At 73.9% G+C, this 13,820-nt stretch carries 7 protein-coding genes; 2 read left to right on the forward strand and 5 right to left on the reverse strand.

Annotated features, from left to right (window positions below):
* Positions 1 to 151 precede the first annotated feature (151 nt).
* Entirely contained in the window at positions 152 to 394 is a 243-nt protein-coding gene (locus tag ABZZ38_RS16955) for a mycoredoxin (RefSeq protein WP_355362642.1), read from the forward strand.
* A gap of 18 nt (positions 395 to 412) precedes the next feature.
* Here ABZZ38_RS16955 and nudC read toward each other — a convergent pair whose 3' ends face one another.
* The 5 genes from nudC to ABZZ38_RS16980 all read right to left on the reverse strand — a co-directional run bounded on the left by nudC (position 413) and on the right by ABZZ38_RS16980 (position 10,797).
* Positions 413 to 1,357, reverse strand: coding sequence for an NAD(+) diphosphatase (gene nudC / locus ABZZ38_RS16960; RefSeq protein WP_356740263.1), 945 nt, complete (start codon positions 1,355 to 1,357; stop codon positions 413 to 415).
* A gap of 43 nt (positions 1,358 to 1,400) precedes the next feature.
* Positions 1,401 to 2,807 (reverse strand): dipeptidase, encoded by a 1,407-nt coding sequence (locus ABZZ38_RS16965; protein WP_356740265.1) that lies wholly within the window; start codon positions 2,805 to 2,807, stop codon positions 1,401 to 1,403.
* Positions 2,808 to 2,817: 10 nt separating this feature from the next.
* The gene (locus ABZZ38_RS16970; RefSeq protein ID WP_356740267.1) at positions 2,818 to 6,420 is read right to left on the reverse strand and encodes an ATP-dependent DNA helicase; all 3,603 of its coding nucleotides are present in this window, start codon (positions 6,418 to 6,420) and stop codon (positions 2,818 to 2,820) included.
* Between the two features lie 34 nt (positions 6,421 to 6,454).
* Positions 6,455 to 10,330 (reverse strand): UvrD-helicase domain-containing protein, encoded by a 3,876-nt coding sequence (locus ABZZ38_RS16975; protein WP_356740269.1) that lies wholly within the window; start codon positions 10,328 to 10,330, stop codon positions 6,455 to 6,457.
* Between the two features lie 65 nt (positions 10,331 to 10,395).
* Complete coding sequence (locus ABZZ38_RS16980; protein ID WP_356740271.1) at positions 10,396 to 10,797, reverse strand: MGMT family protein; 402 nt, start codon at positions 10,795 to 10,797, stop codon at positions 10,396 to 10,398.
* Between the two features lie 191 nt (positions 10,798 to 10,988).
* Here ABZZ38_RS16980 and ABZZ38_RS16985 point away from each other — a divergent pair, with 191 nt between their 5' ends.
* The gene (locus ABZZ38_RS16985) at positions 10,989 to 13,601 is read left to right on the forward strand and encodes a lysylphosphatidylglycerol synthase domain-containing protein (protein ID WP_356740273.1); all 2,613 of its coding nucleotides are present in this window, start codon (positions 10,989 to 10,991) and stop codon (positions 13,599 to 13,601) included.
* The last annotated feature ends 219 nt before the right edge of the window (positions 13,602 to 13,820 follow it).

Here is a 13,820-nt window from a genome sequence, read left to right on the forward strand (position 1 = left end):
GACCGTTGTCCACAGGGCAGAGATTGCGGTCGTACTGTCGTACCGGTTCCGGGCGCGGTGTGGGAATGGTCCCGTGGGCGCGTACGTTTTGCCTCTCGGTGCCGCAATCGGCACCCGCCCCCACCGACCCGACCCGAGGAGCGCAGAGACGATGCAGGGCACCCTGACGATGTACAGCACGACGTGGTGCGGCTACTGCCGCCGGCTGAAGAGCCAGCTGGACCGCGAGGGCATCGCGTACACCGAGATCAACATCGAGCTGGACCCTGAGTCGGCCGCCTTCGTGGAGAAGGCCAACGGAGGAAACCAGACCGTGCCGACCGTCCTCTTCGCGGACGGCACGACGCTGACCAACCCTTCGCTGGCCCAGGTCAAGCAGAAGATCGGCGCCTGACGCGCGCGCCTGCCGGCGCTAGGCGACGTTTCCGGGCCTGGGTAGCGGCTTGCCGTACCAGAGCTCGATCAGACGGGCCGCGATCGAGATGCCGTACGGGGGAAGGACCTCGCCGGACTCGAACGCGGCCCGCAGGTCTTCCCGGGAGAACCAGCGGGCCTCCTCGATCTCGTCGCCGTCCACATTGATCTCGGAGGACGTGGCGCGCGCCATGAAGCCCAGCATCAGGCTCGACGGGAACGGCCACGGCTGGCTGGCGACGTACCGCACCTCGCCGACCGTCACCCCGGCCTCCTCGAAGACCTCACGTGCGACCGACTGCTCGATCGACTCGCCCGGCTCCACGAACCCAGCCAGCGTCGAGAAACGACCCTCCGGCCAGTGGACCTGGCGGCCCAGCAGCGCCCGGTCCTCCTCGTCCGTCACCAGCATGATCACCGCCGGGTCGGTGCGCGGGTAGTGCTCGGCGCCGCAGGCCGGGCAGCGGCGGATGTGCCCCGCCGCAGCGATCACCGTGCGCTCGCCGCAGCGTGAGCAGAAGCGGTGCAGCCGCTGCCAGTTCTCCAGCGCCACCGCGTGCACCATCAGACCGGCGTCCCGCGGCGACAGCAGCAGCCCGGCCTCCCGCAGCCCGGCCGGGCGGGCCGACTGGTCCATCCGGCCCGGGAGCGCGTCCTTCTGGAGCGCGAAGTAGCTGACGCCGTCCGCGTCCGTCCCCAGGAAGTACCGGTGGGTCTCGGTGACGGGCGCTTCGAACGCCGGGGTCATGACCAGTTCGGTGCGCCCGTCGGGGGTGTCGTCGATCAGGACCTGGCCGCCGGAGACCACGAAGACCCGGGTGGTCGGGTGGCTCCACGCGGCGGCGAGCCACGCCTCGTCGAGACGGTGGTGTGCCGCGCGGTCGATGCCGCTCGGGGCCGTCAGACTGATCGGCCGGTGGGCTTCGTTGCTGATGGTGCTCACTGGTGGTTCCAACTCCCCCGGGTGCATGGCGGTCTCTTCATCTTCAGCGGAGTGCGGCGGACAGGTCGCCCCACAGGTGGGCCGTCGTCTCCGCGCCCTTCAGCAGCAGGTCCAGCTCGACCTTCTCGTTCGGCGCGTGCCAGCCGTCGGAGGGTACGGAGATGCCGAGGAACAGCACCGGTGCCGCCAGGACGTCCTGGAGGTCGGCGGCCGGCCCCGAGCCGCCCTCACGGGTGAAGCGGACCTTGGCACCGTCGAAGGCCCGGCTCATCGACCGGGCGACGGACCGGAGGGCCGGGTGGTCGAGCGGCGTCAGGCACGGGCGCGTGGGGGCGCCGAAGGTGATCTCGTGGCGGATCCCGGCCGGGAGGCCCGCGGCGACCCAGTCCCGTACCGCCAGTTCGATCTTGTCCGGGTCCTGGCCCGCGACCAGGCGGAACGACAGCTTCAGATGGGCCGTGGACGGAATGATCGTCTTGCCCCCTGGCCCCTGGTAGCCGCTGCCGATGCCGTTGACCTCGGCTGTCGGGCGCGCCCAGAGGCGTTCCAGGGTGGAGTAGCCCGCCTCGCCGAGGGTGCCGTAGGACTTGGCGGTGGCCAGCCAGGCCGCCTCGTCGAAGGGCAGCTCGGCGATCAGCTCGCGCTCGGCGTCGCCGAGCGCGGGGATGTTGTCGTAGAAGCCGGGGATCGTGACGTGCTCGTCCTCGTCGTGGAGCGCGGCGACCAGACGGGCGGCGATCGTGGCCGGGTTCGGTACGGCGCCGCCGAAGGAACCGGAGTGGATGTCCTGGTCCGGGCCGTACAGCGTGATCTCGCAGTCGGCGACGCCGCGCATGCCGGTGCAGACGGTGGGGGTCGTCTCCGACCACATGCCGGTGTCGGAGACGATCACGGCATCGGCGGCGAGACGGGCGCGGTGCCGCTCGACGAGTGCTCGGAAGTGCGGGGAGCCGGACTCCTCCTCGCCCTCGATCAGCATCTTCAGGTTGACGGCCGGGGCGGTGCGGCCGGTCAGCGCGAGATGGGCGCGCACGCCCAGCGTGTGGAAGAACACCTGCCCCTTGTCATCGGCGGCACCGCGCGCGTGGAGGCGGTTTCCGCGGATCACCGGCTCGAAGGGGTCCGTGTCCCAGCCGTCCTCGCGGGCGGCGGGCTGCACGTCGTGGTGGCCGTAGACCAGGACGGTGGGCGCGTCCTCCTCGCCCGAGGGCCACTCGGCGAAGACCGCGGGGGCGCCCTCCGTCTCCCAGACCTCGGCGACCGGGAAGCCGGTCTCCGTCAGCTTCGCCGCGAGCCACTCCGCACTGCGCCGTACGTCCGTGGCGTGCGCCGGCTGCGCCGACACGGACGGGATGCGCAGCCACTCGGCGAGGTCGTCGAGGAAGGCCGCGCGGTGCTGCGCCATGTACGTACGTACGGTGTGGACGGCGCTGTCCGGGGTGTCGCTCATGCCCTTGAGCCTATCCGGCGTCCGGGGCCGGGCCGTCTGCCGTCCCACGGAGCAGGATGCTCTCGATCCCGGGGCGCCCGGGGAGGTCGTCCGGGCGGATGACCTCGCCCGTTCGTACGTAGACGAAGGCCGCCGTGACCCGGTCGAGCGGCAGGCCGTGCTGCTCGGCCCAGGCGAGGCGGTAGACCGCGAGCTGGAGGGGGTCGGCGGTGCGGAAGCGGCTGGTCTTCCAGTCGACGATTTCGTACGCGCCGGTGTCCGGGTCGCGGTAGACGGCGTCGATACGGCCCCGGATGACGCGACCGGCCAGGGTCAGCTGGAACGGCGCCTCGACGCGGTGGGGGGTGCGATGGGCGTACGGGGTGTCCTCGAACGCCTCCTTGAGCGCGGCGAGGTCCCGCTCGTCGGCGATCTCCGGCTCGTCGGCGTACGCCTCCCCGCCGGGCAGTTCGTCGGGCCCGAGCATCGGCAGCGGCAGCGGCTCGAAGCGGCTTTCCACCCATGCGTGGAACCGGGTGCCGCGCCGGGCCGCGGGCTGCGGCGGGCGCGGCATGGGCCGGGCGAGCTCCTGGGCGAAGCCGTCGGGGTCGGCGGCGAGGCGCAGCAGCTGGGACGCGGTCAGGGACGCGGGCAGGGGGACGTCGCGGGTGGTGGCGCGGGAGCGGAGCAGTTCGGTGGTGAGGGCGTCGAGGTCGCGGTCCCAGGAGGCGATGGTGCGGGCGTCTTCGAGGGTGATCCGTCCGGGCCCGGGACGCCGGGTGGGGGCGGTTTCCCCGTGCCGGGGGGCGGGCACGTCGGCGCGCGTGGTGGCCGCGGCGGGGGTTTCGCCGGGGCCGGCGGTGGTTTCGCCGCGAGCGCCGGTCGAGGGCCCGTCCGGCAGCCCGGCGGGCCGGTCCTCCCAGTCGTCCCAGCCGTCCCAGTCGGTCAGCGGGGCGAGATCGTCGTCGGGGCCGTCGAGGTCGTCGAGTGGCGGCTCGTCCGGGTCCGGGTGTTCCTGGAACAGGTCGTCCGGGCCCTGGAACAGGTCATCTGGGCCCGGATGGTCGGCCGCCTGATGGTCCGGGTGGTCCGGGTGCTCGGGGAACAGGTCGTCCGAGGGGCCCCGTGGGGGGACGGGGGTGGCGTCCAGCGTGGACAGGTGGTGGAGAACCCTGTCGGCAGCCGCGCGGCGGCGGGCGAGGGACGCCGGGTCCAGAGGCAGGGGCCAGGGCCGGTCCGCCGAGGACTCCGCGAGGGCGGGGTTCTCCGCGCCCTCGGGCGGTTCATCCGCCCACGCCTCGATGTCGCCGAAGCCGGCCACGCAGTGGTCGTACAGCTCGTGCAGGAACGGGGACGGGCCGCGCGGGCGCTTCTGGGAGGGACCCCACCAGTGGGCCGAGGCGAGCAGGAGGGAACGGGGCCGGGTGAAGGTCACGTACCCCAGGCGCAGCTCCTCGGTGTGCTGGTGGTCCTTCATGGCCTCCTTGAAGGACTTCAGGGACTTCGCGTCCCACGCGTCGATCGCCGGGAGGGTCGGCGCGTCACCGCGCAGCGCGTGCGGCAGGACCTGCGGCTGGGCGGTCCAGGACTCACGGGACCTGGTGCTGGGGAACTGGGACGCGACCAGGCCCGGGACGGCGACGACGTCCCACTCCAGGCCCTTGGACTTGTGCGCGGTGAGCACCTTGACGGTGTTCTCGCCACCCGGGAGGGCGTTGTCCAGACCCTTCTCGTACTGGGCGGCCGTGCGCAGGAACCCCAGGAAGGCCAGGAGGGTGGCCTCGCCGTCCAGGGAGGCGAAGCCGGCCGCTATGTCGAGGAAGTGCGAGAGGGTTTCGCGGCGGCGGGCCGCCAGGGCGTGCGGCGAGGCGGACAGCTCCACCTCCAGGCCGGTGGTGGCGAGGACCCGGTGGAGGACGTCCATCAGGGGATCGGCGAGGGAGCGGCGCAGGTCGCGCAGTTCGGCGGCGAGCCGGGCGAAGCGGACCCGGGCGTCGGCGGAGAAGGGCAGGCCGTCGTCCTCGCCGGCCGGTTCGAGGAAGGTGTCCAGGGCGTCGGCGAGCGAGACCACCTCGGCCGGGTCCACCCCTTCGACCGCTGCCGCCAGCCGCTCGTCGGGGTCCGTGTCCTCGTCACGCGCGCGGTGGACCAGCAACCGGGCGCGGCGGCCCAGCAGCGCCAGGTCGCGGGCGCCGATCCGCCAGCGCGGCCCGGTGAGCAGCCGGACGAGCGAGGCGTTGGCGCCCGGGTCCTGGAGGACCTCGCAGACCGCGACCAGGTCGGCGACCTCGGGAAGGTGCAGGAGCCCGGACAGGCCCACCACCTCGACGGGGATGTCACGGGCCACCAGGGCGGCCTGGATCTCGGGGAAGTCCGTCGCCGTACGGCACAGGACGGCGATCTCACCCGGCTCCTTGCCGGTGCGGACCAGGTGGGCGATGGAGTCCGCGAGCCACGCGATCTCCTCCGCCTGGGTGGGCATGAGGGCGATCCGGACGGTGCCGTCGCGCTCGGCGCCGGGCGCCGGGCGCAGCGCCTCGACGCCCTCGTGCATGGCGCGCAGAGGCTCGGCCAGCCCGTTGGCGAGGTCCAGGAGGCGACCGCCGCTGCGGCGGTTCTCGCTCAGCGAGAAGCGGGTGGCGGGGGTTCGATCCGCGTAAGGGAAGTGCTCGGGGAAGTCGTCCAGGTTGGCGACGGACGCGCCGCGCCAGCCGTAGATCGCCTGGCAGGGGTCGCCCACGGCCGTGACCGGATGGCCGGTGCCCCCGCCGAAGAGCCCGGACAGCAGCAGGCGCTGCGCGACGGACGTGTCCTGGTACTCGTCCAGGAGGACGACCCGGAACTCGTCCCGCAGGATCGCGCCCACCTCGGGCCGGGTGAGGGCCAGCTCGGCGGAGAGAGCGATCTGGTCGCCGAAGTCGAGCAGGTCGCGCTCTTTCTTGGCCGCGCGGTAGCGGACGACGAGGTCGGTCAGCTCGCGGCGGGCCGCGGCGGCCTCCGGGACCTTGCGCAGGTCGGCGTTGGTCAGCCGGGCGCCTTCGAGGGCGGTGAGCAGCTCGGAGTCGTACAGGAGGAGGTCGCGGGGGCGTACGAGGTGCTCGGCGAGCTCCGCGTCGAGGGCGAGCAGGTCGCTGACGAGGGTGGGGAACGACTTGGTGAGGGCGGGGTACGGTCCGGGCGCCTCGCGCAGCACGCGCGCGGCGAGCTGGTAGCGGGTGGCGTCGGCGAGGAGCCGGGAGGTGGGCTCCAGGCCGATGCGCAGGCCGTGGTCGGTGAGCAGCTGCCCGGCGAAGGCGTGGTACGTGGAGATGCGCGGCTCGCCCGGGGGGTTGTCCGGGTCGATGACGTCCGGGTCGGTGACCCCGGCGCGGACCAGCGCCTTGCGGACGCGTTCGGCGAGCTCGCCGGCCGCCTTGTTGGTGAACGTCAGGCCGAGGACCTGCTCCGGCGCGACCTGGCCCGTGCCGACCAGCCAGACCACCCGGGCCGCCATCACCGTCGTCTTGCCGGAGCCGGCTCCGGCCACGATGACCTGCGGGGCGGGCGGCGCGGTGATGCAGGCCGTCTGCTCCGGGGTGAACGGGATGCCGAGAAGCTCCTTGAGCTGCTCGGGGTCGGTCAGGCGAGGGGTCACGGTCAACGAGGCTAACCGGCCGCACTGACAGTCCTCACTCGACGATGTGCCGGCCCTCGGGGCGGGCGCTGCACGAGGCGCGGAACGCGCAGTGCGCGCAGTGCTGTCCGGCGGCCGGGGTGAAACGTTCGTCCAGGACCCGTCCGGCGGCCGTGGCCAGGAGGTCGCCGACCCACTCGCCGGTCAGGGGCTCCTGGGCCTGCACCTTGGGGAGCTCGTCGCCGCCCTCCTTCTTGGGGGCGGGCTGGCGCAGGTGGACGAGTTCGGCGCCCCCGGGCTCGGGGCGACGGCCGTCGAAGACGTCGTCGACGGCACCCTCGCGCACGGCGAGCTGGTACACGGCGAGCTGGGGGTGGTGGGCGACCTCGTCCCTGGTGGGGGCCTGCTTGCCGGTCTTGAAATCGACGACGTACGCGCGGCCGTGCTCGTCGGCCTCGACCCGGTCCATGGAGCCCCGGATCCGCACCTCGTACTCCCCCGCTTCGAGGGTGACGTCGAAGTCGTGCTCGGTGGCGGCGGGGGTACGGCCGCCGCGGTCCATGACGTGCCAGCGCAGGAACCTTTCCAGCGCCACGCGCGCGTGCTCCTTCTCCTGGGCCGACTTCCACGGCGCGTCGAAGGCGAGCGCGTCCCAGACGGAGTCGAGGCGCTCCATGAGCACGGCGAGGTCGGCGGGGGTACGTCCGGAGGCGACCTCGTCGGCGAGGACGTGGACGACGTTGCCGAAACCCTGGGCTGCCGTGGCCGGGGCGTCCGCCTTCACCTCACGGCCCAGGAACCACTGGAGGGCGCAGGTGTTGGCGAGCTGCTCCAGGGCGCTGCCGGACAGCGCGACGGGGCGATCGCGGTCGCGCAGGGGAACGGTCGAGTGGGTCGGCTCGTACAGGCCCCACCAGCGGTAGGGGTGCGCGGCGGGTACGAGCGGCTGGCCCTCGTCGTCGGTCAGCGCGGCGAGCTTGGCCAGGCGCCGCGCGGCCTCGTCGCGGAGCTCCTCCGAGGCCTGCGGGTCGACGGTGGTTGCCCGGAGTTCGGCGACGAGGGCGGGGACGGCGAGGGGGCGGCGGGGGCGGCTCGTGACGTCCTTGGGCTCGACCCCGAGTTCGGTGAGGAAGCGGGAGGGCTGGTCGCCGTCGTCGGCGGGCGCCTTGACGGCGGTGACGACGAGACGGTCGCGGGCGCGGGTGGCCGCGACGTAGAAGAGCCGGCGCTCCTCGGCGAGGAGGGCGCCGGGGGTGAGCGGTTCCGCGAGCCCGTCGCGGCCGATGCGGTCCGCCTCGAGCAGGGAGCCGCGGCGGCGCAGGTCGGGCCAGAGGCCCTCCTGGACACCGGCGACGACGACCAGGCCCCACTCCAGGCCCTTGGAGCGATGGGCGGTCATCAGCCGTACGGCGTCGGGGCGCACGGGCCTCTTGGCGAGGGTGTCGGCGGCGATGTCCTGGGCGTCGAGCTCTTCGAGGAAGTTCAGCGCGCCGCGCCCGCCGGTGCGCTCCTCGGCGCGGGCGGCCGTGTCGAACAGCGCGCACACGGCGTCGAGGTCGCGGTCGGCGTTGCGGCCGGCCGCGCCGCCGCGGAGCGCGGCGCGCTGCAGGCGGGCGGGCCACGGGGTGCCGTCCCAGAGGAGCCACAGGGCCTCTTCGGCTGTGCCGCCGTTCGCGAGGAGCTCGCGGGTACGGCGGAGGAGCTCGCCGAGCCGCTGGGCGCCGCGGGCATACGCGGGGTCGTGGGCGACGAGCCGCTCGGGCTCGGCGAGGGCGCGGGCGATGAGCGCGTCGGAGGGCGGCGGGACCCTGTTCCCGCCGGCCCGCTCCTCGTCGCGCAGCGCCCGCCCGAGCCTGCGCAGATCGGCGGCGTCCATTCCGCCGAGGGGCGAGGTGAGGAGGGTGATCGCGGTCTCGGCGTCCAGCCACGCCTGGCCGGCACCCCCGGTCTCGGTCACCGTCTCGGCGGTCTCGGTGCCGGTCTCGGTCTCCGTGCCGGTGCCGGTGCCGGTGCCGGTGCCGGTGCCGGTCTCGGCGTCGGCCTCGGCCCCGGCGGCGCAGGCGGTGTCGGTCGCGGAGTCAGCCTCGGTTCCGGCGCCCCCGGCGGTCCCGGTGTCCGTCCCGCTCTCGGCCTCGGCCTCGGCCCCGGTGCCGGTGCTGGTCTCGGTGTCGGCGCTGGTCTCGGTGCCGGTGCTGGTCTCGGTGCCGGTGCTGGTCTCGGTCGCGGTCTCAGCCCCGATGCCGGCCTCGGTCCCGGCCTCGGTCCCGGTGCCGGTTTCAGCCCCGGTGCCGGTCCCGGCCTCGGTCCCGGTCCCGGCGCGGGCGCCGGGGAGCCCGGCTTCCCGGGTGGCCTCTCCGTCCGCGCCCCCGTCCGGGCGGGTCTCCGCATCGGCCCCGGCGCCCGCCTCGCGGCGCTCGGGTGCCGCCCGGTCGGCCGGAGACGCCGGAGACGCCGAGGGCGGCGCGGACGCCGGGGAGGCGCCCGGTGCGGGCTCCTCGGGGGGCGCGCCCACCGCCCCCGGGGCGACCGCAGTGCGCCGCGTGGCCGCCGCCGGGCCGAGGGCGGCGGTGGCCGTCGCGCGGAGCGCCGTGAGGAGGGGGGTGACCGCGGGCTCGTGGCGCAGGGGGATGTCGGGGGCGTCGACCTCGACGGGGACGCCCGCCGAGGTCAGGGCGCGGCGGAGGGTCGGGATCGTTCGGGAGCCGGCGCGGACCAGGACCGCCATGTCGTGCCAGGGCACGCCCTCCTCCAGGTGGGCGCGCCGCAGGATGTCCGCGATGTTGTCGACCTCCGTGGAGGCGGTCGGGAAGGTGTACGTCTCGACCCGGCCGCCGTCCCGGACCGCCGCCAGGTCCCGGTGGGCGCGGACCTTGTCGGCGGGGAGCCGCGGCAGGGGCATCCGCGCGGTGAGCAGCCGGGTGGCGGACAGCAGGGCCGCGCCCGAGCGGCGCGAGGTGGTCAGGACGGCGACCGGCGCCGGGGTGCCGTCGGGGCGGCGGAAGGTGCCCGGGAAGTCGAGGATGCCGTTCACATCGGCGCCCCGGAAGGCGTAGATCGACTGGTCGGGGTCGCCGAAGGCGTACAGCGTGCGACCGCCTCCCGCCAGGGCTCCGAGCAGCCGGACCTGCGCCGGGTCGGTGTCCTGGTACTCGTCGACGAACACGGCGTCGTAGCCGGGCAGCGTCACCGAGCCCGCCAGCAGCACCGCGCGGTGCACGAGCTCCGCGTAGTCGAGTACGCCCTGCATGTCGAGCACGTCCAGGTACTCCGCGAGGAACGCCGCCGCCGCCGACCAGTCCGGCCGCCCCGTGCGCGCCGCGAAGGCCGCCAGGGCGCGCGGGCCCAGGCCCAGCTCGCGGGAGCGCGCCAGTACCGCCCGTACCTCGTCGGCGAAACCGCGCGTCGTCAGGCAGGCGCGCAGCTCGTCGGGCCAGTGGACACGGGCCAGGCCTTCCCGCTCCAGATCCAGCTGGCCGGCCAGGAGCTCACGCACGGCGAGGTCCTGTTCCGGACCGGACAGCAGTCGCAGGGGTTCGGAGAACAGGGCGGCGTCCTGATGGGCGCGGATCAGCGCGTAGCAGAAGGAGTGGAAGGTGGTGGCCTGCGGCGCCCGTGCGCCGGGGATGCGCGCCGCCATCCGGTCGCGCAGTTCCACCGCCGCCTTGCGGCTGAAGGTGAGCACCAGGATGCGTTCGGGGTCGGCGCCCTTGGCGATGCGGGCGGCGACCGTCTCGACCAGCGTCGTCGTCTTGCCGGTGCCCGGTCCGGCCAGCACCAGGAGGGGACCGCCGGGGTGGTCAACCACCGCGCGCTGCGATGCGTCCAGGAGAGGGGGGCTCACAGGAGTCGGCGGGGTGCGCACCAGCCGGTACGCGCCGGGGGTGCGCCCCCGGTGTGACGTACGCCCGGTGGTGGTGGAGGAGGAGCTCACGTGGATCGCCGGTCCTGGTGGGTGTGCTGGTGGTGAAGGGCAACGTTACGCGGGCTGTGGGGCCGTCACGCGCGGTCCGCCGCATCACCGCCGTCCCAGCGCGCCGCCTTCAGGTCGAGGCGCGGCAGGTGTCCCTCGTCGTCGCGCGCGGCGGCGGCCGTGGCCGCGCGCAGCGGGGTGCCCTCCTCGCGGTAGTGCCCGAGCGCCCGCACTTCGTGGCCGGGCAGCAGCCGCCCGTCGGCGCGCACCACGCGCCACCACGGCACTCCAGCGCCGTACAGCGCCATGACGCGGCCCACCTGCCGGGGGCCGCCCTCGCCCAGCCACTCGGCGATGTCCCCGTACGTCATCACCCGGCCGGGCGGGATCACCTCGGCGACGTCCAGCACCCGTTCCGCGTACTCGGGGAGCGCGGATCCGGGGTGCCCGGAAGGCTCCTGGGGCTCCTGCGTACTCACCCGGACCATCCTGCACCACGGCACCGACAACGCGGGCAACGCACCCTGATGCCTCCCCGTACCGTCCGGTCGTGCCACCATCTTCCGGGCGGTGACCGGTGAGACGGGATCAACGAGATCAACCAGATCGACCAGACGGAGAGACCATGGAGGGGCAGTGTGTACGGCCTCTCGGGGAGATGCAGAAGGAGACGGTATGCGTGACCGCGGAGAGTCCCATCGACCGCGTCTCCGGTGACGAGCCGCTTCTCGCCGCCCGCGTCCACCGCCCGTCCGATCTGCTGCGGCTGCTCATCGGCATCCTCGCGATCGCCGTCGTCGTCGGCATCGCCGCCTTCGCCCACGCCACCACGTCCGGCCTGGAGAAGGACATCAGCAAGGGCACCGGCCAGGCGCCCGACGTCTTCGTGCAGCTCGCCGGACTCGCCTCCAGCATCGCCGTCCTCCTGGTCCCGGTCGCCTTCGCCATCGAGCGGCTGATCAAGCGGGACGGTCTGCGCATCGCGGACGGTGTCCTCGCCGCCGTACTGGCCCACGGGGTCACCCTGGCGACCGACCTGTGGGTCGCCAGGGGCGCCCCGGGCGGCATCCAGGACGCGCTGACCCAGCCGCAGGCCGGGGGTGGGCTGACCGACCCCGTGCACGGCTATCTGGCGCCGGTCATCGCCTATATGTCGGCCGTCGGAATGGCCCGGAGGCCACGCTGGCGCGTGGCGCTGTGGGTGGTGCTGCTGCTCGACGCGTTCACGATGCTGGTGGCGGGCTACACCACCCCGCTGTCGATCATCCTGACCATCCTGATCGGCTGGACCGTCGCGTACGGCACGCTGTACGCGGTCGGTTCCCCGAACGTCCGCCCCACCGGCCAGACACTCCTGGCCGGGCTCCGTCACGTCGGTTTCCGCCCGGTCACCGCGATGCGCGCGGAGGACGTGCCGGACTCCGCCGAGCAGGGCGACCGGGGCCGCCGGTATCTGGTCACCCTGGAGGAGGGCCCGCCGCTCGACGTCACCGTCGTCGACCGTGAGCAGCAGGCGCAGGGGTTCTTCTACCGGGTGTGGCGCCGGATGACGCTGCGCGGCATCACCACCCGTCGCTCCATCCAGTCGCTGCGCCAGGCGCTGGAGCAGGAGGCGCTGCTGGCGTACGCGGCGATCGCCGCCGGTGCCAACGCCCCGAAGCTGATCGCGACCTCCGAGCTCGGCCCGGACGCCGTGATGCTGGTGTACGAGCACCTGGGCGGGCGTTCCCTGGACTCGCTCGCGGACGACGAGATCACCGACCAGGTGGTGCGGGGCGCCTGGGAGCAGGTGAAGGCGCTCCAGTCACGGCGTATCGCGCACCGCAGGCTCACCGGCGACGCGATTCTGGTGGATCGTTCCAGCAGAGTGATCATCACAGATTTGCGGGGCGGTGAGATCGCCGCCGGGGACCTGGTCCTGCGGATGGACATCGCCCAGCTGCTGACCACGCTGGGCCTGCGGGTCGGCGCGGAGCGCGCGGTCGCCGCCGCCGTCGAGGTGCTGGGCCCGGACACGGTCGCCGACTGCCTGCCGCTGCTCCAGCCCATCGCCCTGAGCCGCTCCACGCGCGCGACGCTGCGCAGGCTCGCCCGGGAGCGGGCGCAGCGGGAGCGCGAGGCGGTACTGGCGGCGTCCGAGGCGGCCCGGCAGGCCCGCCTGGAGGGGGAACCGGACGGGGACCGCGCGGAGAAGAAGGACGAGAAGGCCGAGCGCAAGGCGGTACGGGCCGAGAAGCAGGCCGAGAAGCGGGCGCTTGACGAGGCGCTGGAGGAGGCCCGCGAGGAGGACCTGCTCGCCCAGATCCGGCGCCAGGTGCTGCTGATCAGGCCGCAGGCGCCGGTCGAGCCGGTCCGCCTGGAGCGCATCCGGCCGCGTACGCTCATCAGCCTCATCGCCGGTGCCATCGCCGCGTACTTCCTGCTGTCGCAGATCGCCAGTACACCGCTGTCGACGGTCGCCGACGCGAACTGGGCGTGGGTCGCGGTGGCCGTGCTCTTCTCGGCGCTGAGCTATGTGGCGGCGGCGATGAGCCTGCTCGGGTTCGTGCCGGAGCGCGTGTCGTTCCTGCGGACGGTGGTGGCGCAGGTCGCCGGCTCGTTCGTCAAGATCGTGGCACCGGCGGCGGTGGGTGGTGTGGCGCTGAACACCCGGTTCCTGCAGCGCTCCGGCGTACGGCCGGGGCTGGCCGTGGCGAGTGTGGGCGCCTCGCAGCTCTTCGGTCTGGGCGCGCACATCATGCTGCTGCTCGCGTTCGGCTATCTGACGGGTACGGAGAAGACACAGGACTTCACCCCCTCCAGGACGGTCATCGCGGGCCTGCTGACGGTCGCCGTGCTGGTCCTGGTGGTCACGGCCATCCCGGCGATGCGGAAGTTCGTGTCGACGCGGCTGCGCTCGCTGTTCGCGGGCGTGGTGCCGCGCATGCTGGACGTGCTGCAGCGGCCGATGAAGCTGCTCACCGGCATCGGCGGCATGCTGCTGCTGACGGGTACGTTCGTGCTGTGCCTGGACGCGTGCATCCGGGCGTTCGACCAGGGCGACCAGCAGCTGAGTTACGCCAGCCTCGCCGTCGTCTTCCTGGCGGGCAACGCGCTGGGGTCGGCGGCGCCGACGCCGGGCGGTGTCGGGGCGGTGGAGGGCGCGCTGACGTTCGGTCTGGTGGGTGTGGGCGGGCTGCCCCTGGAGGTGGCCACACCCGCCGTGCTGCTGTACCGGCTGCTGACTCTCTGGCTGCCGGTGCTTCCGGGGTGGCTGTCGTTCAACTTCCTGACCCGGAAGGGCGCGCTGTAGCGGACCGCTCGCCCTGGCGGCGCCCCTGGCCGGGCCCCTGGCCCCGGCCACCCGCATGGACCGCTGTCACGGGCGGCCGGGCGGCAGCGGGCGCACCATGAAGGCATGCCGACGCTCACCCGCGCCCACCGGCGTCCCCTCCCGCACCGGCGTAGCCCCCGGCGTACTCCCCCGCACCGGCCCTCCCGGCGTACCGCCGCGCTCGCCGGCCGCCTCCTC

It is taken from the genome of Streptomyces sp. NPDC006368, from assembly GCF_040612535.1.
In the GTDB taxonomy this organism is placed as follows: Bacteria; Actinomycetota; Actinomycetes; order Streptomycetales; family Streptomycetaceae; genus Streptomyces.